General features: G+C 71.6%; 18 protein-coding genes. 10 read left to right on the top strand and 8 right to left on the bottom strand.

The genetic code is table 11. From position 1 onward, the window contains the following. Window positions 1–6 precede the first annotated feature (6 nt). From FNH04_RS02000 to FNH04_RS01990, 3 genes are read right to left on the bottom strand one after another with little or no spacing between them, the layout of a single operon-like run. Window positions 7–444, bottom strand: a complete 438-nt coding sequence (locus FNH04_RS02000) for a roadblock/LC7 domain-containing protein (protein WP_152779675.1) — start codon at window positions 442–444, stop codon at window positions 7–9. After that, window positions 441–2972, bottom strand: a complete 2532-nt coding sequence (locus FNH04_RS01995) for a sensor histidine kinase (protein ID WP_152779673.1) — start codon at window positions 2970–2972, stop codon at window positions 441–443. The genes FNH04_RS02000 and FNH04_RS01995 overlap by 4 nt, the downstream gene beginning before the upstream one ends. 51 nt (window positions 2973–3023) lie before the next feature. Continuing rightward, on the bottom strand, window positions 3024–3797 hold the full coding sequence (locus tag FNH04_RS01990) for an MHYT domain-containing protein (protein ID WP_152779671.1): 774 nt from the start codon (window positions 3795–3797) through the stop codon (window positions 3024–3026). Between the two features lie 150 nt (window positions 3798–3947). On the opposite strand from FNH04_RS01990, the gene FNH04_RS01985 reads away from it, so the two are divergent. The 3 genes from FNH04_RS01985 to FNH04_RS01975 all read left to right on the top strand — a co-directional run bounded on the left by FNH04_RS01985 (window position 3948) and on the right by FNH04_RS01975 (window position 5948). Beyond that, window positions 3948–4547, top strand: a complete 600-nt coding sequence (locus tag FNH04_RS01985; RefSeq protein WP_152779669.1) for a class I SAM-dependent methyltransferase — start codon at window positions 3948–3950, stop codon at window positions 4545–4547. Between the two features lie 125 nt (window positions 4548–4672). After that, window positions 4673–4969: a hypothetical protein gene (locus FNH04_RS01980; RefSeq protein ID WP_152779668.1), complete on the top strand. Its 297-nt coding sequence runs from the start codon at window positions 4673–4675 to the stop codon at window positions 4967–4969. A 133-nt stretch (window positions 4970–5102) separates the two neighbouring features. Further along, complete coding sequence (locus tag FNH04_RS01975) at window positions 5103–5948, top strand: hypothetical protein (protein ID WP_152779665.1); 846 nt, start codon at window positions 5103–5105, stop codon at window positions 5946–5948. A gap of 44 nt (window positions 5949–5992) precedes the next feature. On the opposite strand, the gene FNH04_RS01970 is transcribed toward FNH04_RS01975, so the two are convergent. Beyond that, window positions 5993–6175, bottom strand: coding sequence for a hypothetical protein (locus tag FNH04_RS01970; RefSeq protein WP_152779663.1), 183 nt, complete (start codon window positions 6173–6175; stop codon window positions 5993–5995). A gap of 348 nt (window positions 6176–6523) precedes the next feature. Between FNH04_RS01970 and FNH04_RS01965 the strand changes: the two genes are divergently transcribed. Next, complete coding sequence (locus FNH04_RS01965; RefSeq protein ID WP_322722421.1) at window positions 6524–9322, top strand: DEAD/DEAH box helicase; 2799 nt, start codon at window positions 6524–6526, stop codon at window positions 9320–9322. Then, window positions 9319–10593, top strand: coding sequence for an SWIM zinc finger family protein (locus FNH04_RS01960; RefSeq protein ID WP_152779659.1), 1275 nt, complete (start codon window positions 9319–9321; stop codon window positions 10591–10593). Before FNH04_RS01965 ends, FNH04_RS01960 begins: the two co-directional genes overlap by 4 nt. 67 nt (window positions 10594–10660) lie before the next feature. On the opposite strand, the gene FNH04_RS46305 is transcribed toward FNH04_RS01960, so the two are convergent. Both FNH04_RS46305 and xylA read right to left on the bottom strand, forming a co-directional pair. Then, window positions 10661–11254, bottom strand: coding sequence for a hypothetical protein (locus FNH04_RS46305; RefSeq protein ID WP_194236507.1), 594 nt, complete (start codon window positions 11252–11254; stop codon window positions 10661–10663). A gap of 581 nt (window positions 11255–11835) precedes the next feature. Continuing rightward, window positions 11836–13002, bottom strand: coding sequence for a xylose isomerase (gene xylA / locus FNH04_RS01950; RefSeq protein WP_152779657.1), 1167 nt, complete (start codon window positions 13000–13002; stop codon window positions 11836–11838). Window positions 13003–13187: 185 nt separating this feature from the next. Between xylA and xylB the strand changes: the two genes are divergently transcribed. Beyond that, window positions 13188–14633, top strand: coding sequence for a xylulokinase (xylB, locus tag FNH04_RS01945; protein ID WP_152779655.1), 1446 nt, complete (start codon window positions 13188–13190; stop codon window positions 14631–14633). Window positions 14634–14748: 115 nt separating this feature from the next. Next, window positions 14749–15957 (top strand): ROK family transcriptional regulator, encoded by a 1209-nt coding sequence (locus FNH04_RS01940; RefSeq protein ID WP_152779653.1) that lies wholly within the window; start codon window positions 14749–14751, stop codon window positions 15955–15957. A 174-nt stretch (window positions 15958–16131) separates the two neighbouring features. Here FNH04_RS01940 and FNH04_RS46300 read toward each other — a convergent pair whose 3' ends face one another. Continuing rightward, window positions 16132–16275, bottom strand: a complete 144-nt coding sequence (locus tag FNH04_RS46300; RefSeq protein ID WP_194236506.1) for a hypothetical protein — start codon at window positions 16273–16275, stop codon at window positions 16132–16134. A gap of 256 nt (window positions 16276–16531) precedes the next feature. Between FNH04_RS46300 and FNH04_RS01935 the strand changes: the two genes are divergently transcribed. From FNH04_RS01935 to exaC, 3 genes are all read left to right on the top strand, one after another. Then, complete coding sequence (locus FNH04_RS01935; protein ID WP_322722416.1) at window positions 16532–17131, top strand: N-acetylmuramoyl-L-alanine amidase; 600 nt, start codon at window positions 16532–16534, stop codon at window positions 17129–17131. 121 nt (window positions 17132–17252) lie between these two features. After that, window positions 17253–18542 carry a GAF domain-containing protein gene (locus FNH04_RS01930; protein ID WP_152779650.1) on the top strand — a complete coding sequence of 430 codons (1290 nt, stop codon included), beginning with the start codon at window positions 17253–17255 and terminating at the stop codon, window positions 18540–18542. Window positions 18543–18739: 197 nt separating this feature from the next. Then, window positions 18740–20263, top strand: coding sequence for an acetaldehyde dehydrogenase ExaC (gene exaC / locus FNH04_RS01925; protein ID WP_152779648.1), 1524 nt, complete (start codon window positions 18740–18742; stop codon window positions 20261–20263). Between the two features lie 98 nt (window positions 20264–20361). Here the strand turns inward: exaC and FNH04_RS47230 are convergent, their stop codons facing one another. Further along, window positions 20362–20703, bottom strand: a complete 342-nt coding sequence (locus tag FNH04_RS47230; protein ID WP_228030979.1) for a site-specific integrase — start codon at window positions 20701–20703, stop codon at window positions 20362–20364. Window positions 20704–20924 lie beyond the last annotated feature (221 nt).

The following is a 20924-nucleotide window of genomic DNA, read 5'->3' as shown; positions in this document are numbered from 1 at the left end:
CCTCGGTCATCCTGTGGCGGGCGGGCGCGCGGCGGCGCGTGCCGGCGTGTGGAGATGCTCGCCGACGCGTTTCACCAGCCGCGCCATCTCGTAGCCCACGATGCCGATGTCAGCAGTGACGGCGGTGAGCACGGCGAGGCAGGAGCTGTCACCGGCCGCCGCCACGAACAGGAAACCGTCGTCCATCTCGACCATGGTCTGGCGCACACCGCCGGCGTCGAAGTGCCGTCCCGCGCCCTTGGCCAGGCTGTGGAATCCGGAGGCGACCGCGGCGAGGTGTTCCGCGTCCTGGCGTTCGAGGCCGGTGGACGCGCCCATGGCGAGCCCGTCGGTCGACAGCACCACGGCGTGCCGTACGTCGCTCACGCGGAACGCCAGGTCGTCCAGCAGCCAGTCGAGTTCGCCGGACCTCTGGGCAGGCCTTGTGCTCGGGTTCTGGATCATGCGGGGTCTCCTTCGCTGCTGTCGCTGCCCGCCACGGGGTCGGTAGTGGCGCCGCGGCCGGGTGCTCTGCCGCCTCCGCGCGTCCAGCCGGCGCGATAGGCCGCCATGCGGTCCCGTACGAGTTCGGGGGTGCGTTCGTCACCGTGAGCTCCTCGGGGTTGGGCTGCTCGCGGCGGTGCTTCGGGACGCGGTTCGCGCAGTTGGGGGGCCAGATGCGCCTGTCGTACCCGGCGCGGAAGGCCGTCGGGGCCTTCGGAGGCCCGCGGGAGAGGGGGCCGGCGCAGGGTGGTGACCCCAGGAGGTGTGGCGTCCGCCGCCGAGCCCTCCTCCACGGCGGACGCCACGGGAGCCGCCGGCGCGGGCCGCCCGTCGGGCTGCCGGACGGGCTCCTGACGGGAGGTGGTCGGCACGCGCGCGTACGTGGGTGCCTCTGCCTGCTCGGTGTCGGCGGCCGTACCGGGTGAACGTTCCGCCGTGGCGATGTCCAGCAGGGCGGTGGGCAGCAGGACGACCGCGGTCGTGCCACCGTAGGGCGAGGTCCGCAGGTGGACCTTGATGCCGTGCCGGGACGCGAGCCTGCTGACCACGAACAGGCCGAGCCGGTCGCTGTCGAACAGGTCGAGGGCCTCCGACTGTTCAATGCGCCGGTTGGCCTCGGCGAGCTTCTCCTTGCCCATGCCGAGGCCGCGGTCCTCGACTTCGAGGGCGTACCCGTTGCCGACCGGCTCGCCGGTGATCCGCACGCGCGTGTGGGGTGGTGAGAACTGTGCGGCGTTCTCCACGAGCTCGGCCAGGAGGTGGGTGAGGTCGGCGACGGCAGCGCCGATGATCTGCGTCTCCGGGAGTTGCCGTACCTCCACGCGCGCGTAGTCCTCGACTTCGGAGACGGCCGCGCGGACCACGTTCGTCAGCGAGACGGGCACGCTCCAGGCCCGGCCGGGGGCCGCTCCGGAGAGGATGATCAGGCTCTCCGCGTGGCGTCGCATGCGCGTGGTGAGGTGGTCGAGCCGGAAGAGGTCGCTCAGCTCGTCCGGGTCCTCCGATCTGCGCTCCATGCTGTCCAGCAGGCTCAGTTGGCGGTGCACGAGTACCTGGCTGCGGCGGGCCAGGTTGACGAAGACGCCGGAGATACCACCGGCCAGTTCGGCGCGCTCGGCCGCGGCTCTCAGGGCGGCGCGGTGCACGGTGCCCAGGGCTTCGGCGACCTGTCCGGTCTCGTCCTCGGCAGGCGGCCCGGGCGGTGCCTCGGCGTCGACGTCGATCTCCTCCCCCGCGCGCAGCTTGCGCATGGCCTGGGGGAGCTTGTGACGGGCGATCTCGAGGGCGCTGTTGCGCAGGTTCACGAGTTCGACGACGAGGGCGCGTCCGATGCGTACGGAGATCACGAGCGACGCGGCGACAGCGGCGAGGCCGAGAAGCACCGCTGCCCCGGCGGGGGTGAGCAGTCCGCCGGTGAACGGGTCGGCCCGGTCCGCGACACCGCGTCCGGCTCCCGCCTCGATCGCCCGCATTCCGTCCCTCACGCGCGCGTGTGCCGTGCTCCAGGCGGCCTCGGGTGCGGCGTCGATCGCCTCGGTGCCGTGGCGAGCCGTGAGCACCTTGTCCTCAAGGCTTCGGAGGGTCGCGTGAGCGCTTCCCCGTGCGAGGTCGTTCCAGGCGGTCCGTTCGGGTCCGCGCAGGTCGGGGACGGCTGACTCGGTCAACGTGCGGCGGGTCTCGACGGCGCCGGTGAACAGGCGAAGCCGCTCGCCGTGGAGGCTTCCGGTGAGCCGGGCGCCGGCGAGCACGGCGTCCTCCTGGGCCAGCGCCTCGCCCCCGCGCGAGAACTCGAGCAGCACACGTGCGTCGGAGCCGAGATCGGCGTCCTGGATACCGGTGAGCGCGCCGCCCGCTCCGAAGGCCGTGGCGATTGCCCTGGTGTACCGCGTGTACGCCGCGCTCCAGCCGGTACGGCGGTCGAGCACGGCGGTCCGCAGCGAACGCAACTGCTCCGCCTCGGAGACGAAGGCGCCAAGGCGCTCGGCCACGGCGGACGGCAGATCGGTGCCGTCCGCGACGGTGTGGCGGTCCCCGAGACGCAGCGCGGCGACGGCGCGGTCGGTGCGTTCCGCCAGCCTCTTCAGCTCGCTCTCCCGCCCGGGGGCCGGGGCGGTGGCCTGCCGCACGGCAGCCGTGCGCTCGGCCTGGAGCGCGGCGACGGCGGCTGCGACCGGGGCGCGTACGGACGCCTCAGCGTGCTGCGCCTGCCGGAGCCCTGCGACGTCCTGGGCGGTGCTGACGGTGGCGTACGCCCACAGGGCGATCAAGGAGACGACGGGCACCATGAGCAGGCAGACGATCTTGGCCCGGACGGTGCGGGGGCGTACGCGCCATCGTTCCGCGCGCGGGGGCGTCTCGGCCGGGTCGGTGGCGTGGTCGCTGTCGGGCCGCTCGTCGGCGGGTGGGCCCGCATGGGCGCGGCGGCCGCGCACCGGGGGGCGGGACAACGGTTCGGCGTCGGTGGTCGGGGTCCTGCGGCGTGTACGCATGGCCTCCTCGATCGGAGTGGTTCGGATGCCCGAGCAGCGGCGCCTCGCTCCTCAGTGGGCGGTGCGCTCGACGGGCCGCTGGGCCGACGCGGACGCCTCGCGCTCCCCCGCGGTCGGGGACAGCGCGACGAAGGCCGAGGTCAGGAAGAGATAGGACCCGAGACCGACGGCGAGGGGGAAGATGAACTGCATGGCCGTGGCACCGGGCAGGACGTCTCCGGAGGGAACGACACGCACGTGCACCGCGAACATCGCGGTGTAGTGCATGCTGCTCACCGCACCTCCCATGACGAGGGAGGCGACGGCGACCGCGATCGGTGACCTGATGTTGAGCGCCGCCCACAGGGCCGCCGTCGCCGCGATCACGGCGATCACGACGGAGAGCGCGACGAGCGCCGGGTCGTAGCTCACGTCACCGTGCAGACGTACCGCGGCCATGCCCAGGTAGTGCATGCTCGCGACGCCCAGCCCGGTGGTGAGTCCACCGATGAGGAGCGAGCGGGTGCGGTCCCTGCCGTAGCCGACGGCGAAGACTCCCGCACAGACGACGGCCATGGCGACGAGAAGGCTGAGGATGGTCAGGGGCACGTCGTAGCGGATCTCGGTGCCGCCGACGCCGAATCCCAGCATCGCCACGAAGTGCATGGTCCAGATACCCGTGCCGATCGCGGAGGCCGCGGTGACGAGCCAGTTGCGGCGCGACCTCGCGGTGGCCCCGAGCGCGCGGACGGTGCAGCGCAGCCCGAGGGCGGCGCCCGTGCAGGCCATCACATACGACAGCACAGGTGTCAGCCAGCCGAAGGCGGCGTGGTCCAGGTGTCCCATGGCTCAGGGACGCTAGCCCTGTCAGGGGCGCGCGATGGGAGCAGGTTTCGAAAGCTGGAGGAATGTGACGCATATATGCATCGGAGCGACCGCCTCACGCTCGAACGTGTGCACAGTGCCTCCTCCGCGCCGGTGAGGGATCATGCGGGCATGAGCGACGACCACACACACGTCCAGGAGTTCTTCACGGCTCGCGCGGCCGGCTGGGACACGAAGTTCCCCGACGACGGCCCCGCGTACGCGGCCGCGGTCGCCGCGATCGGGCTCCGCGCGGGCGACCGTGTACTCGACGCGGGCTGCGGCACCGGACGTGCACTGCCGCCGCTGCGCGCCGCCGTGGGCCCCTCAGGAGTGGTTCTGGGAGCCGATCTGACTCCGGCCATGCTGGAGACCGCCGTACGGGCCGGACGGGACCGCGCCGGGCTGCTCCTGCTCACGGACGTGGCCGCGCTGCCCCTTCGCTCGGAGTCGCTGGACGCGGTGTTCGCCGCGGGGCTCATCGCCCATCTGCCGGACCCCGCCGAGAACCTGCGGGAACTGGCGCGGGTGGTCCGCCCAGGCGGCACGCTGGCGCTCTTCCACCCGATCGGCAGGGCGGCGCTGGCGGCGCGCCAGGGACGGCGGGTCACGCCGGACGACATGCGCGCCGAGACCAACCTCGGGCCGTTGCTGGCGGGGTCGGGCTGGCGGATGACGTCGTACGTTGACGAGGACACCCGGTTCCTCGCACTGGCCGTACAGGAGGGCTGAGCGGTCGGACCTCCCGCGTGCGAGGCGCTTCAGCGCACCCTCCCGCGTCACCGAGGCTCCAACTCTCCTTAGGGTGGGAAGACTTGAGTGACCAGTGACATCGATACAGGGGGAAGGTAGTCCACATGTTCGGCAGGCTCCGCAAGTCCTTCGGGAGATTCTTCGACTCCGTACGAGCGGACACGAACACGGGCGGGGACACGCGCACGCACAACCTCTTCGAGGCCGCCGCGGTGTACGTCTCGGCGTGCGCCGAGGACGATCAGGACCGGATCGACGAGGCCACGACGTGGGTGTCCCCCGAGGCGCTGTCCTTCGGGGTCAGCGAACTGGCGTGCCGGGCGGTCATAGCGCTCGCGCGGGAGCGTGACGAGTCTCCGCAGACGGTCGCCCGGGAACTCCTCGGGCTGCCCGCTGCCTGACCCGGCGGCGACTACCGCCGATTCGTCCCGTCCGCCCGGTCGGTCTCGGCTCCGCCCCTGCTTCGGACTCGTGACAAGCGCCTTCCCCGCGCATTAGGGTGCGCCGACGGACCAGAGCAATGGGGAGGCCGGCATGGCCGGGACGGGCGAGGACGCCGTCGCCGCCGGGGACGACGACGCGCTGTATGTACTCACGGCGGTGCTGCTGACACCTGCGCAGTTCCCCAGCGTGCTCGGCGACGACTATCCGGAGGCCTGCGCGGCGCTCGGCCTCACGCCGATCGCCGACGGGTACGGCCTTGTACTGGGCCAGGACGGCGACGGGGCGCGGTGGACGGTCGTCGTCGACGACGTGTCGCTCGTGGCCGTGGCCATCGCATCGTGGGACTGCGGCATGGAGTACGACCTGTCGCCGGACGAGCGCTCGGTCGTGGCCGCGCTCCCCGGCTGGCCCCTCGCGGTGGCCGTCGCGGCGCCCGGCGTGCCCGCTCCGCATGATCCCGCGCCCGAGATCGCCGAGCGGGCGCCGTTGTCCCCGCCGGACACCGAGACCTGGGGCCCGGCCCAGCGGCGCCTCGGCGCCGACGAGATCGCGCTGCAGTGGGCGGCCTGGCGCGAGCAGATCGACGACGAGACGTTCGTGGACCGCGACGAGGGCGAGGCGGCCGACGACGCCCCCGAGACCGGGGCGGGCGACGGCCGGAGCACACACCGCAGCAGCATCCACCGTGTACTCGCCCAGGCGCGCGCGTACGTGGACACTCCGCCGCCGCCGGGCCGTGTCCGCTCGTCCTTCGCTCCGGGCGACGCCCGGACCCTCCGGGCCGACGGTCCCGGCTGGTCCTTGGTGGCCAGGACCGACGACATCGCGTTCGTCCTCGTCGACGAGGAGCCCGGCGAGGTGCTGCCGGTCGGGCGGGGCCCGGAACTGCCCGGTCTCCTGGAGGCCCTCGACAAGATGGCGGTACGTCCCAGCTGAGCGCCGAGCAGACGCGAGCGCCGTGCCGACGCGCCGCTGACGCCTCAGCGGCCGAGCTCCTTGCGTGACACACGGCGCAGCCTGCGCCGCTGTGCGGGATCCAGCGTGAGGTACGCGGCTGCCGGGACTCCCAGGATGATCAGGAGGGCGGCCCACCAGGGCAGCCAGATCAGCAGGAGAATTCCGGCCGCCGCGCCCCCTGCGGCGATCTTTGCGTTCTTCGACATCTCCGTCGCCTCCTTCGCGGCCGGTGCCGCTCTCTGTCCTGAGAACGGGCCCGCACTTCAGGCAGTTCCGGACCACACCCCTGATGCACCCCTGAGGCGAACCCCGACATGCCCCTGAGAGCGAGAGACCGGCCTCCGCACAGGCACCGGCCCGCCTGGGGCCCGCCAAAGGCGGGGTCGACGGAACGTGACCCACGCCACCGCCGCGTCCGCCTTCCAAGAGGGCCTGCGTGCTGTACAGTCGGCGACTCCAACGCAGGTAGTCAAATTTGAGGAATAGCCATAGCTGCGCAGAGGACATCCACGGCACCATCCTCCGAGATCACCGAACTGACCCGCTGCTGCGCCGTGTTCGTGCCCGCGGATCCGGCCCGCGGCGGTCGCGTCGCCTTTTGGCGGCCCGATGGTACGGCGCCGCCCGTGCCGGCCTCCGGTTCCGGCTCCGCCGATGAGGTGACCGTTGTCGTGCCCGGTGACGTGGGCGTCGCGTTGGCGACCGTGCCCGCCGTGCTCCTGCCGGTGCGGGAGGCGTTGCCGGTCCTCACGCGTGCGCGTGGCGCCGCGCAGGCCCATCGGGCTGCCGCGTTCTGGGGTGCGGCCGCAGTGCTCGCACTGCAGCTGACCGCGCGGGGCCTCCTGCTGCCCGGCCTGTCCACGACCGACCACGACGCGTGGCGCACGGGCCCGCTGCGGGCGGACGATATGGAGCGGGTGCGCGAGCTGGCCGCCGCGATGCCTCCCGAGGCCCATGCCCTGCCCCTCGACCACGTCAAGCCGTTGCGGCTGCCGGAGCCCGAGCGGCTGTTGCGCGACTTCCTCGACTCGGTGGCCGACACCCTGCCCCGCTCCCCCGCAGCCGCACTCGTGGCAGGCGGGCCGGCCTTCGCCGTCCCGGAGCCGCAGCACCTGCCCGAGCAGCGGGCCTGGGCCGCCGATGTCGCCGCCGGCCACGACGCGGGCGTACGCCTCTCGCTACGGGTCGAGGTAACCGGTCTGGAGTCGGACGCGTCGGACGGGACGCGACTGCCGTTCCGTGCCGTGGTGCAGATCCACAGCGTGAGCGATCCCACGCTCGTCGCGGACGCCTCCGCGGTGTGGGCCGGGACCGAGGTGTTCGGCCCACACGCGCGGATGGACGCTCTGCTCGCGCTGCGCCGCGCCGCCCGTGCCTGGGCGCCGCTCACACCGTTACTGTCGGCGGCCGTGCCGGGCGCCCTGGAACTCGCCGACGAAGAGGTCACCGAGCTCCTCGGGGAGGGCACCCGGGCCCTGGCCGCCGCGGGAGTCGATGTGCACTGGCCCAAGCGGCTGGCGCGCAGACTGACCGCCCGTGCGGTCATCGGACCGCCGGACGACGGCCAGGGCCCGTCCGGCACCGCGTCGGACACACCGTCGTTCCTCTCCGCCGACGCGCTGCTGGCCTTCAACTGGCGGTTCGCGCTGGGCGACCAACAGCTCACCCGCGAGGAGATGGACCGGCTCGCCGAGTCGACCCGTCCGATGGTGCGGCTGCGCGACCAGTGGGTCCTCGTGGACCCCGAGGAAGTGCGCCGCGCCCGCGCACAGCAGGACCGCAAGGTCACGCCCATCGACGCCCTCAGCGCCGCCCTGACGGGCTCCGCGGAGATCGACGGGCGCCGGGTCGACGTACGGTCCACAGGATGGCCGGCGACGCTGCGGGAGCGGCTGGCGGACCCCGAGGGGCAGGAGCCGGTCGGCCAGCCGGCCACGCTCTCCGCGACGCTGCGCGACTACCAGGTGCGCGGCCTCAACTGGCTGGCCCGGATGACGTCGTTGGGGCTCGGGGGCTGTCTGGCCGACGACATGGGCCTGGGCAAGACCATCACACTCATCGCCCTGCATCTGCACCGGCAGACCGACCCGTCCGCAGCCGGTCCCACACTGGTCGTCTGCCCGACCTCTCTGATGGGCAACTGGCAGCGCGAGATCGAGAAGTTCGCGCCGGGCGTCCCCGTGCGCCGTTTCCATGGCTCCGGACGCTCCCTCGATGCGCTGGCCGACGGCGAGTTCGTGCTCACCACCTACGGCACGATGCGACTCGACGCGCCGCAGCTGGCCGAGGTGGCCTGGGGCATGGTCGTAGCGGACGAGGCACAGCACGTGAAGAACCCGTACTCGGCCACGGCGAAGCAGCTGCGCACCATCGGCGCACGCGCGCGTGTGGCGCTCACCGGTACCCCCGTGGAGAACAACCTCTCCGAGCTGTGGGCGATTCTCGACTGGACGACACCGGGCCTGCTCGGCAGGCTCGGCGCCTTCCGCGCCCAGTACGCGCAGGCGGTCGAAGGGAGCCGGGATCCCGCCGCGGCGGAGCGGCTCGCCCGGCTCGTACGGCCGTTCCTGCTGCGCCGCCGCAAGTCGGATCCCGGTATCGCGCCCGAGCTGCCGCCGAAGACCGAGACCGACCGCGCCGTGTCGCTGACGGAGGAGCAGGCGGGGCTGTACGAGGCCGTGGTGCGCGAGAGCCTGGCCGAGATCTCCGGCGCCGACAGCATGGCCCGGCGCGGCCTGATCGTGAAACTGCTGACCGGGCTGAAGCAGATCTGCAACCACCCGGCGCAGTTCCTCAAAGAGGAACAGCCGAGGATCGCCGGCAGGTCGGGGAAGCTGGAGCTGCTGGACGAGTTGCTCGACACGATCCTCTCCGAAGAGGCGGGCGTCCTGGTCTTCACCCAGTACGTGCAGATGGCACGGCTCATCGAACGGCACCTGTCGGCGCGTGGTGTGTCGTCGCAGTTCCTGCACGGCGCGACGCCGGTCCAGGAGCGCGAGGAGATGGTCCGGCGGTTCCAGGACGGCGGGGTCCCCGTCTTCCTGCTGTCGTTGAAGGCCGCCGGAACGGGACTGAACCTGACACGGGCCGAGCACGTCGTGCACTACGACCGCTGGTGGAATCCGGCCGTCGAGGCGCAGGCGACCGACCGCGCGTACCGCATCGGCCAGACCCGGCCCGTCCAGGTCCACCGCTTGATCGCGGAAGGAACGATCGAGGACCGCATCACGGACATGCTGCTGCGCAAGCGAGAGCTGGCCGACGCGGTGCTCGGCGCCGGTGAGGCGGCGCTCACCGAACTGTCCGACGCGGAACTGGCCGACCTGGTGGAGCTGCGAGGGGGCGCACGATGAGGGACCACGACAACGAGCGCACGTTCTCCGCGCTGCCTCCCGCGCGCGGGAGGGGCTTCGCCCAGACCTGGTGGGGTCAGGCCTGGCTCAAGGCGCTGGAGGACGCGGCGCTGGACTCCGAGCAGGTGAAGACCGGCCGCAGACTCGCGCGCGCGAGCGCCCTGGGCGCCGTATCGGTGCGCCCAGGGCGCATCACAGCGGTCGTTCAGGGCCGCGACGGCACCGCGCACCGAGCCGATGTCCTGCTGCAGGAACTGTCCGACGAGCAGTGGGACCGCTTCCTGGACATGGCCGTCGAACGGGCTGGGCATGTCGCGGCCCTGCTCGACCGCGACATGCCACCTCATCTCGTCGAGGACGCCGCCTCCTCCGGTGTGGAACTCCTGCCGGGGCTCGGCGACCTGGAGCCGGAGTGCGACTGCGGCGCCTGGGACCACTGCGGTCACACCGCCGCGCTCTGCTACCAGACGGCGCGGCTCCTGGACCAGGACCCGTTCGTGCTTCTGCTGATGCGGGGACGTGGAGAACGCGAGGTACTCGACGGCCTTCAGGCGCGCAGCGTCACCCCGGCCGAGGAGACCACGGCCACGGAGGAAGCCGCTCAGGAGGGCGTGGACGCCGCCGAGGCGTACGCGACCGGGGACATCCTGCCGCCCCTGCCCGCGCTCCCGGAGCTGCCCGCGCAGCCCGGCACCCCGCCTTCTCCGGACACCGGGACCCGCCCGGCACCCGGTGTCGACCCGGCCGCTCTCGCGTTCCTCGCGTCGCGGGCCGCCATGGAGGCGCACCGGTTGCTCGCCGCCGCGCTCGTGTCCGAACACGAACACGAGGCATTCATGGAGGAGTTGACGCTCTCACAGGATGCCGTTCGGCTGGCCGCGGGCAGTCCTGGGGCCGCCGTTTCCACTCGCCTGGCCCAGGGGTCGGGGCGCGATCAGGAAGGGCTGGCGCTCGCCGTGCGTGCCTGGCGGTACGGGGGCACGGCCGCACTGGCGGTACTGGAGGACGAGTGGGTCCCGGAGGGCGAAACGCTCTCACGCGCGCGTGCCGCCCTGGAATCGGCGTGGGACGACGACGAGCGGCCCCGACTGCGCGCTTCGCACAATCGCTGGACGGTGATCGGCGCCTCGACCCAGCTGCGCCTGGGCACGGACGGCCGCTGGTGGCCGTACCTCAAGGAGAGGGGCCACTGGGTGCCCGCGGGCCCGGCTGCCCCGGATCCGGCGACCGCGCTGGCGTCGGCATCGGCGTCGTTGGAGGTCGACATCTGAACCAGGGCGAACCGCAGGGCACCTGGTGCATGCAGGCTCAGCACTCCCACGCGCGCGGATGTCCCGCTCACTTCAACGGCTTCGTGAGTTTCCGGTCGCCACCGCCGACGTCCGCCGACAGACTGCAGGCCACGCTGTCGATGCCCAGCTCGTAGCCCGCGGAGTCCGGGTACTGGACAAGCGTGCCGCGCACGGTCCCTGCGGGCTGTCGGACGGCCTTGCGTTCCAGGGCCTTCTCGCACAGCGCCGAGGCAGCCTTCTTCAAGGCGGCGTCGCTCGCGTAGGTGCCCTCCAGTTCGGCCATCCTCACGACCTCGGCGTCGTGCGGTGTACTGCACGAACGCCTGGCCGCCTGCCCGGGCCGGCTGTCGCTCGTGTTGAAGCAGTCGCCCTTCTTGAGCATGTAGTACGGCACCTCGTCGCCCGCCGGGGTCGGGAGGAACGAGTCGAGATCACTCGGGAACTCGCTCGGCAGCCCACTGGGCAGGTCCGACGGCAGCGACGGCAGTTCGCCGGGCAGCTGGGAGGGGACGCTCAGCGACGGCGTGGACGAGCTCGCCGTACTCCGGCCGCTCTCGGCGGGCGACTTCCCGCCGGATGGCCCGCCCCCGCTGGTGGCCACGAGGACCACAGCGGTGACGGCCCCCAGGGCGACGATCACCGCGAGGATGATGAACAGCGGATTCGGGCGCCGTCCTGGAGGCGTACCGCCTGTGGGCGTACCTCCGTACGGTGTGCCTCCGGATGGCGGCCAGCTCCCGCCCTGCCCCGGTGGCCAGCCGCCCTGTGTCGGGGGACCGAACCCGCCGGACGAGTCACCCGGTGGCGGGCCGAAGCCCTCTGGAGGCGGTCCGAAACCACCGCCGTTCGGGGGCGGCGCCCCTCCCGGCGGCCGAGGAGGCTGAGGCGGTACGGGTGGCATGGCCATACCGACAAGAGTCGCCTCGAACCGGTCAACACGCGAGCCGCCTACAGGACTTGATACGGACTCATGCCATGGACCGCATGATTCCGGAGCATTCCACGCAAAGATCGGCGAAGGAAGACGCCGGCAGTGGACGAGACGAAGGGAGACGCCGCCGGACCCGCCCCAGTCGGCCGGTTCGGCCGTACATCTCCCTCCTGGACACGCCTCCCTCGCGGACAAGCCTCCCTCCCGGACACGTCTCGCTCCCGGCCCCCCTCCCCGCGGGACCGCACGTCTCCTTACCGCACGGCCCCGGCACACACACGCGCGCGTGATCAGCCGCGCGCACCCAGCAGATGGTCCATCGCGAGCTGGTCCAACCGCTCGAACGCCATCCCGCGCGCGGCGGCCGCCTCCGCGTCGAAGTCCTCGAAGGCCGTACGGTCCGCGAGCAGCGCCTTCAGCCCGTCGGCAGCAGTCGGCTGGGCCAGCTCGTCCAGGCGGGAGGCGCGCAGGGCCTCCTGGACCTCGGGGTCGGCGCGGAAGGTGGCCGCACGCTCCTTGAGGACGAGGTAATTGCGCATGCAGCCCGCGGCCGACGCCCACACGCCGTCGAGGTCCTCGGTCCGCGGCGGCTTGAAGTCGAAGTGGCGCGGACCCGTGTAACCGGCGGTCTCCAGGAGGTCGACCAGCCAGAAGGCCGAGCGCAGATCGCCCGCACCGAAACGCAGGTCCTGGTCGTACTTGATGCCGGACTGGCCGTTGAGGTCGATGTGGAAGAGCTTGCCCGCCCACAGGGCCTGGGCGATGCCGTGGGGGAAGTTCAGGCCGGCCATCTGCTCGTGGCCCACCTCCGGGTTGACGCCGTACAGCTCCGGGCGCTCCAGGCGCTCGATGAAGGACAGGGCGTGGCCGACCGTCGGCAGCAGGATGTCGCCGCGCGGCTCGTTCGGCTTGGGCTCGATCGCGAAGCGCAGGTCGTAGCCCTGGGAGGTCACGTACTCGCCGAGGAGGTCGAATGCCTCCTTCATGCGGTCGAGCGCGACACGTACGTCCTTGGCGGCACCGGACTCGGCACCCTCGCGGCCACCCCAGGCGACATAGATCCCGGCGCCCAGCTCGACCGCCAGATCGATGTTGCGGATCGTCTTGCGGAGCGCGTAACGGCGCACGTCGCGGTCGTTGGCGGTGAACGCGCCGTCCTTGAAGACGGGGTGCGTGAAGAGGTTGGTCGTGGCCATCGGCACGGTCATGCCGGTGGCGTCGAGGGCTTCCCGGAAGCGCTTGATGTGCGACTCGCGCTCACTGTCCGAGGCCCCGAAGGGAATCAGGTCGTCGTCGTGGAAGGTCACTCCGTAGGCACCGAGCTCCGCCAGACGCTGCACCGTCTCGACCGGGTCGAGGGCGCGCCGGGTGGCGTCGCCGAACGGGTCCCTCCCCTGCCAGCCGACGGTCCACAGGCCGAAGGTGAACCTGTCCTCGGGGGTGGGCTGGTAGTTCATGCCGCGACTCCTTGCTCGCTCCGACTATTTCGTCATGGCGCTTAACAAATTAGTATGCGGAGGCATCTCTGGGAAGAGACGACGTGTCTCCTTCGGGAGACTGTGTGTGACAGCCGGGCCGTACCGGTCCGGGACATTCCGGTAACCAGGCCAGATCCCGCGAGCCGGGGAAGAGGGAGAGCCCGATGTCAGCAGCCGAGGGTCCGCTCGTCGTCGGTGTGGACACATCCACCCAGTCCACCAAGGCCCTGGTCGTCGACGCGTCGACCGGACGAGTGGTGGCGAGCGGGCAGGCGCCGCACACCGTGTCCTCCGGGGCGGGCCGGGAGAGTGATCCGCGGCAGTGGTGGGACGCGCTGTGCGCGGCGCTGCACCAGTGCGGTGAGGCGGCGCACGAGGCCGCGGCGGTGTCGATCGGCGGACAGCAGCACGGCCTCGTCACCCTCGACGCCCAGGGCGACCCCGTACGCCCGGCACTGCTGTGGAACGACGTGCGCTCGGCACCGCAGGCCCGCCGTCTGGTGGAGGAGCTGGGTGGCTCGAAGGCCTGGGCCGAGCGCACCGGAAGCGTGCCCGGTGCCTCTTTCACGGTCACGAAGTGGGCCTGGCTCGCCGAGAACGAGCCCGAGGCGGTCCGCGCCACAGCGGCCGTACGCCTGCCGCACGACTACCTCACGGAGCGTCTGACCGGTCAGGGCACGACGGACCGAGGTGACGCGTCCGGTACGGGGTGGTGGGCGTCCGGGACGGAGTCGTACGACGAGGAGACCCTCCACCACGTGGGGCTCGACCCGGCTCTGCTGCCGCGCGTGGTCCGGCCGGGCGAGGTGGCCGGGACCGTGCGCGACACCCATGATCTGCCGTTCAGCAAGGGCACGCTGGTCGCGCCGGGCACCGGCGACAACGCGGCGGCCGCGCTCGGGCTCGGGCTGCGCCCCGGCACACCGGTGCTGAGCCTCGGTACGTCCGGCACGGTGTACGCCGTCTCGACGCGGCGCCCCGCCGACCCCACCGGCACCGTGGCGGGCTTCGCCGACGCACGCGGTGACTGGCTGCCGCTGGCGTGCACCCTGAACTGCACGCTCGCCGTCGACCGCGTGGCCGAGCTGCTGGGCCTGGACCGCGAGGCCGTCGAACCGGGTACGAGCGTGACCCTGCTCCCCTACCTGGACGGCGAGCGCACCCCGGACCTGCCGCACGCCTCGGGCCTGCTGCACGGTCTGCGGCACGACACGACGGGTGGGCAGCTGCTCCAGGCCGCGTACGACGGCGCGGTTCACTCACTGCTCGGCGCCCTGGACCTGGTGCTCGACACGGACGCGGACCGTTCCGCGCCGCTGCTGCTGATCGGTGGGGGCGCCCGGGGCACGGCCTGGCAGCAGACCGTACGGCGGCTGTCGGGCCGCCCCGTGCAGGTGCCCGAGGCCAAGGAACTGGTCGCGCTCGGCGCCGCCGCCCAGGCCGCCGGACTGCTGACCGGAGAGGATCCGGCGGCGGTCGCGCGCCGCTGGGACACCGCCCGCGGTCCCGTGCTGGAGCCGGTGGAGCGGGACGAGGCGACGCTGACCAGGATCGCCGGGGTACTCTCCGACGCGGCGCCGCTGCTGGAGCGGGAGCCGGACAGGCGCTGACGAGGCCCGTCCCACGACGGTGGACGGGCACCGACCAGGACAACCCCATGGGGCAGGGCAGTTCACCGGGCCCGCCCTTCCGCGGGGAGACAGCCGGACGAGGACTGACGGAGGCATGAGCGCACCACTGCACGAGGCACACCCCACGAGTCCCGGCCGTCGGCTGCCCGACACCCAGCAGGGCATGCGCCGCCGCAACCTCTCCCGGGTCATGCACACCGTCAACGCCGAGGGACCGCTGTCCCGTGCCGCCGTCGCCTCGCGCATCGGACTGACCCGGGCGGCCGTGTCCACACTGGTCGACGAGCTCATCCGCTCCGGCCTCCTCGAAGAACTGGGGCCCGAGCGGCCCGGCAGGGTGGGTCGGCCCGGTTCCGCGCTCGCTCTCAGCGGGCGTGGCCCCGCCGGCATCGGCGCGGAGGTCGGTGTCGACCATCTCGCGGTGTGCGCGGTCGATCTGCGCGGCGAGGTGCGGGCGAGGGCAGTGCGGCACAGCACGAACCGCGGCCGTTCCCCCGAACCGGTGATCGGCGAACTGACGACGCTGGTGCGGCAGGTCGTCGCCGAGGCCGAACGGGAGGGCCTCTGGCCCGCAGGCCTCGCGGTCGCCGTACCGGGCCTGGTGGCCCGTGACGCCCGTACGGTGGTCCGCGCCCCCAACCTCGACTGGCACGACACCGACCTCGGCGCGCTGTTGCCCGGTGACCTGCCGCTGACAGTGGACAACGAGGCCAACTTCGGCGGTCTCGCCGAACTCTGGCTCGGCGACGGCACCCCGCGCGACTTCCTGCACGTCTCGGCCGAGATCGGCATCGGTGGCGCGGTCGTCGTGGACGGCAGACTGCTGCGGGGAACGCGAGGATTCGCAGGCGAGTTGGGGCATGTGCCCGTACGTCCGGAAGGGCCGGACTGCGCGTGCGGCGGGCGCGGATGCCTGGAGCAGTACGCCGGTGAGGAGGCCGTCGTGCGGGCGGCCGGGCTGGCGCCGGGCGAGGGCCGCGTCGAACTGCTGGCGGAGCGTGCCGCCGAGGGCGACAAGGATGTACGGCGTGCCCTGCGCAGCGCCGGAACCGCGCTCGGCATCGCGCTGACGGGTGCGGTCAACCTGCTGGACCCGGAGACGGTCGTGCTGGGCGGGGCACTGGCGGGCCTCGCACCGTGGCTGCTGCCGTCGCTGGAACGGGAGTTGGCGCGCCGCACGGCAGGTCCCGCCTGTGCCGTGACCGTGTCGCGGCTGGGTCCCGAGGGCCCGCTGCTCGGAGCGGCGCATTCGGTGGTGCGGGGCGTGCTCGACGATCCGGCCGCGGTCGCCGGACGGCCATGACGCACGTGGCGGCCAGGGCAACTCCCCCGTGTGGGTGACGAAGTTATCCACATCTTCGGCGTCATCCACCGAAAGCGGCGCGCCCTTCCTGCGTGATCCGCAAGAACCGTACGGTGAATCACGCGAGGCGCAGCCCACACGTCCGGGTGGCTGCGCGTCCGCTCGCGTCGGGGTTCACACATCGGGGGTCACATGGCTGAGGAGACGACGGTTCCAGGACTGCTGCGCACGGTGTTCGTGCTGTGCGGACTCCTGTTCCGAAGCATCGCTGCGCTGATATCCCAACTGGGCCTGGTGCAGTGGCTGGTGCGTGGCCACGGGTTCAGTGAACTGGACGCGTGCCGGTTCGCCACGAAGACCGTCGAGTCGTCACTCGCCGATGCCCGCGACACCAGCCACCCGTGCGTGACCGAGCTCCACAAGGAGTGGCTGCCCTCGCGCGAGACTCATCGCGGACCGCACACGCGACGGAGCGAGACGGTGGCGATGCCGCGCACTGAGCGGGTCCGGCGACGGACGCACGACACCTCGCACGCACGCCTCCCAACCCCCCACTACCGAAAGGCAGATCCACGTGGAGCGAGCCAGATCGTTCCCCAGCAGACGACGGCTGCTCAAGGGCACGGCCCTCGCCGTCATCCCCTACTCATTGCTCCCCGACCCCCGGGCCGGCGCGCAACCTCAGGGTTACGACTACCCGCCCGCCGAATGGCAGCCGGCGAGCGCGTCCAACTACACGGAGGCCGAGCGCCCGACGAGCCACCCCATCGACTCCGTGATCATCCATGTGACGCAGACGACGTTCAGGAACGCGCTGTCCGTCTTCCAGAACCCTCGGAAGAAGGTGTCCGCCCACTACCTCGTACGGTCGGCCGACGGATCCGTCACGCAGTGCGTGCGGGAACGCGACATCGCCTGGCACGCGGGCAACTGGGACCACAACACACGGAGCATCGGCATCGAGCACGAGGGCTGGGTGGACGAGCCGTCCTACTTCACGGACGCCATGTACGAACAGTCAGCCAGACTCACCGCTGCCATCTGTGCCACACACGGCATCCCGAAGGACCGCGCCCACATCATCGGCCACCACGAGGTACCGGGCACCGACCACACCGATCCCGGCGCCAACTGGGACTGGACGCGTTACATGAAACTGGTCCACGCCGTGTGAAGCCCCGACACGGTCACGCACTCGTCGGATCCGGGCCGAGGGGGACGGTCGAGGAGCTTGTCCGGGCTCTCGGTGGGGGCGACGATGGGGCCGAGCAGTATCGCTGTCCGGGGAGGCCGAGTTGACCGATCCATGGGTGGCCCTGGAGCCGGGCACCGATCCCGCCGAACGGGTGCGGATGCTGCGCCGCGCCCACGAGAGGTTCACCGAGGCGGGGACTGTGGAGCGGCCGGTGCGTTCCGTGGTGGCCGAATCGTGGCGGCGTTCGGCCAGGGCGGGCGTAGGCCCGGACGGCACCGCGAGCGTGGAGCTCATGGACGGGGAGCTCGGTGCTTATCGTGCGGAGCATCCGCTGGCGCGGGTGATGCCGGTGATCCGGGAGCTCGTGGGCACGTTCGCGGCGGACGGCGAACATCTGCTGGCGGTGTGCGACGCGCAGGGCAGGCTGCTGTGGGTCGAGGGGCATCCGGCGACCCGGCGGCGTGCGGACAGGATGAACTTCGTACCGGGTGCGCGCTGGGCCGAGAACGCGGTCGGCACGAACGCACCCGGTACGGCGGTCGCCGTGGACCGGCCGGTGCAGGTGTTCGCGGCCGAGCACTTCATACGGCGGGTCCAGCCGTGGACCTGCGCGGCGGCACCGGTGCACGACCCCCGCACGGGGCGAGTGCTGGGCGCCGTGGACATCACCGGTGGGGACGGGCTCGCGCATCCGCACAGCCTCGGTTTCGTCCAGGCGGTGGCACGCGCCGCCGAGTCCCAGCTCGCCCTGTTCACCCCGCCCGAGACACCGGCCGACGTGCTCGAACTGACCGCGCTGGGCCGCGACGAGGCCCATCTGACGGCGGGCGGCCGAAAGGTCAGGCTCAGCCGACGGCACAGCGAGATCGCGGTGCTGCTCGCCCGGCACCCGGAGGGCCTGACCGGTGACGAGCTGCTGTGCGCGCTGTACGAGGACGGGACGGTGACGCCGGTGACCCTGCGGGCCGAACTGGCCCGGCTGCGCAGGCTGCTCGGCCCCGGTGTCCTGGGCTCCCGGCCGTACCGGCTCATGGTTCCGGTCGAGTCCGATGTCGCCGTGGTGGAGCGGAGGCTGGAGACGGGCGCGGTCACCTCTGCCGCGGCGGCGTACGGCGGTCCGCTGCTGCCCGGTTCGCAGGCTCCGGCGGTGGTACGGCTGCGGCACCGGCTCGCCGACGGGCTGCGGACCGCGCTCATCGCCCGCCGCGATCCCGACCTGCTGGCGGAGTGGGCGCACGCGCCGTGGGGCGAGGACGACCTCGACGTATGGCGTGCCCTGGCGGCGATACGGCCGACGGCAGCGGTACGGACGCGTTGGGAGGAACTGGAGTCCGAGCTGGCGGCGCCACCAGGATGGCCGCGTCCAGTGGCGCGCCCCGCACACCGCTGACCCGCGTCACGTCACCGCCGGGTTCGGCCGCATCACGCCCACACCGAGCACCCGGCACCCGGCACCCGGCACCCGGCACCCGGCACCCGGCACCCGGCACCACGATGTCTCGCAACGTCCTCGCAACGTTGCCGTTCCTAGCCTCGCGGCGAGAGCTGCCCAACGGCGGGCGGCTGCTTCCCGGGAGGCAGGCACCCATGACGCGTTACGCAGCGCCCGGTACCGACGGCGCGATCGTCTCGTACGAGACGCGCTACGACCACTTCATCGGCGGTGAGTACGTGCCGCCCGCCAGTGGGCGGTACTTCGAGAATCCGAGTCCGGTGAACGGGCAGCCGTTCACGGAGATCGTGCGGGGCACCGCGGAGGACGTGGAACGGGCGCTGGACGCGGCGCATGCCGCCGCGCCGTCCTGGGGCCGCACGTCCGTGACCGAGCGCTCCGACATTCTGCGGAGGATCGCCGACCGGATGGAGGCGAACCTGGAGAAGCTGGCGGTCGCGGAGAGCTGGGAGAACGGCAAACCGGTACGGGAGACGCTGGCCGCCGACATCCCGCTCGCCATCGACCACTTCCGGTACTTCGCGGGAGCGATCCGCGCGCAGGAGGGCTCGCTCGCCGAGATCGACGACGACACGATCGCGTACCACTTCCACGAACCGCTCGGTGTGGTCGCACAGATCATCCCGTGGAACTTCCCCATCCTCATGGCGACGTGGAAGCTGGCGCCCGCGCTGGCGGCGGGCAACGCGGTCGTCCTCAAGCCGGCCGAGCAGACGCCGGCGTCCATCCACTACTGGCTGAGCCTGGTCGCCGATCTGCTTCCACCGGGTGTGGTCAACATCGTCAACGGGTTCGGCGTCGAGGCCGGCAAGCCGCTGGCGTCGAGCTCGCGCGTGGCGAAGGTGGCGTTCACCGGCGAGACCACGACGGGGCGGTTGATCATGCAGTACGCCTCCGAGAACATCACCCCGGTCACGCTGGAACTCGGCGGCAAGTCCCCGAACATCTTCTTCGACGACGTCTGGTCGGCGAACGACGACTTCCGGGACAAGGCGCTCGAGGGCTTCACGATGTTCGCGCTCAACCAGGGCGAGGTGTGCACCTGCCCGTCGCGGGCGCTGATCCAGCGCGGCAACTACGCGGAGTTCATGGAGGCGGCGGTGGCCCGCACCGAGCGGATCACTCCCGGGCATCCGCTCGACACGAACACGATGATCGGCGCCCAGGCCTCCAACGACCAGCTGGAAAAGATCCTCTCCTACCTGGACATCGGCCGACAGGAGGGCGCGAAGGTACTCACGGGCGGTGAACGCCTCGAGCAGGACGGCGAGTTGAAGGGCGGTTACTACGTCCAGCCGACGATCTTCGAGGGCGACAACCGTATGCGGATCTTCCAGGAGGAGATCTTCGGACCGGTCGTGTCGGTGACGTCGTTCAACGACTTCGACGACGCGATGAAGATCGCCAACGACACGCTGTACGGCCTCGGGGCCGGTGTGTGGACCCGCGACATCAACACCGCCTACCGCGCGGGCCGTTCGATCCAGGCGGGCCGCGTCTGGACGAACTGCTACCACGCCTACCCGGCCCACGCCGCCTTCGGCGGCTACAAGGGCTCGGGTATCGGCCGCGAGACTCACAAGATGATGCTGGAGCACTACCAGCAGACGAAGAATCTGCTGGTGAGCTACTCGCCGAAGAAGCTGGGCTTCTTCTAGACGCACGAAAAAAGGCGCCTGACCTGGGCTTTTGCCCGTCAGGCGCCTGTCTCCCGTCCGATTCGCGGCTGGGCTCGGTTTGCGCACTAACTCCCAATTCATCCCACGGCTGTGCCGTTCCTGACCAGTGCTTCCGGACCAGTCACGAACCAAAACCCACGGATCATCCACCAGACGCCTCGCCTTGGCTGACGCGCCCCCATCTCCTGCATGGACTGCTCGATGAGGCGGTTCGCCTGTTCTCGAACGCCGTCGAGGAACTTGGCGTAATGACGGAAGAGAACCTCGATGCTCTGGCCGCCACGGCGAGCACATTCGGCCGGGTCCACACCGGAGTAGAGCCAGAACGAGATCCCGGCGTGCCGGAGGTCGTACGGCCGCTTGGCCAGGCCGGAGGCGCGCTCCGTCCGAGTCAGGGTGTGTTCCCGCGCCTCGCCCACGTCGTACCGTACGCCGCAGCGTCCACGTAGTTGCCAGCATCGTTCCGGAGCACTCGGCCGTCAGTTGCCACACCGAAGCGGTCAAGATGGGCCCGCAACATACGTACCAACTGCGGCGGGATCGGGACAGGACGCGTCGCGGTTGCCGCACGGCGCTTGAGCGAATGCACCTCGTGCACCTTCCCGTCGTCAGTCCACTCCTTGCCAGACGTGACGACCCC

Origin of the sequence: Streptomyces phyllanthi (assembly GCF_009377205.1) — a bacterium.
GTDB classification, from domain to species: Bacteria; Actinomycetota; Actinomycetes; order Streptomycetales; family Streptomycetaceae; genus Streptomyces; species Streptomyces phyllanthi.
This window is presented reverse-complemented; position numbering and strand designations above follow the sequence as displayed.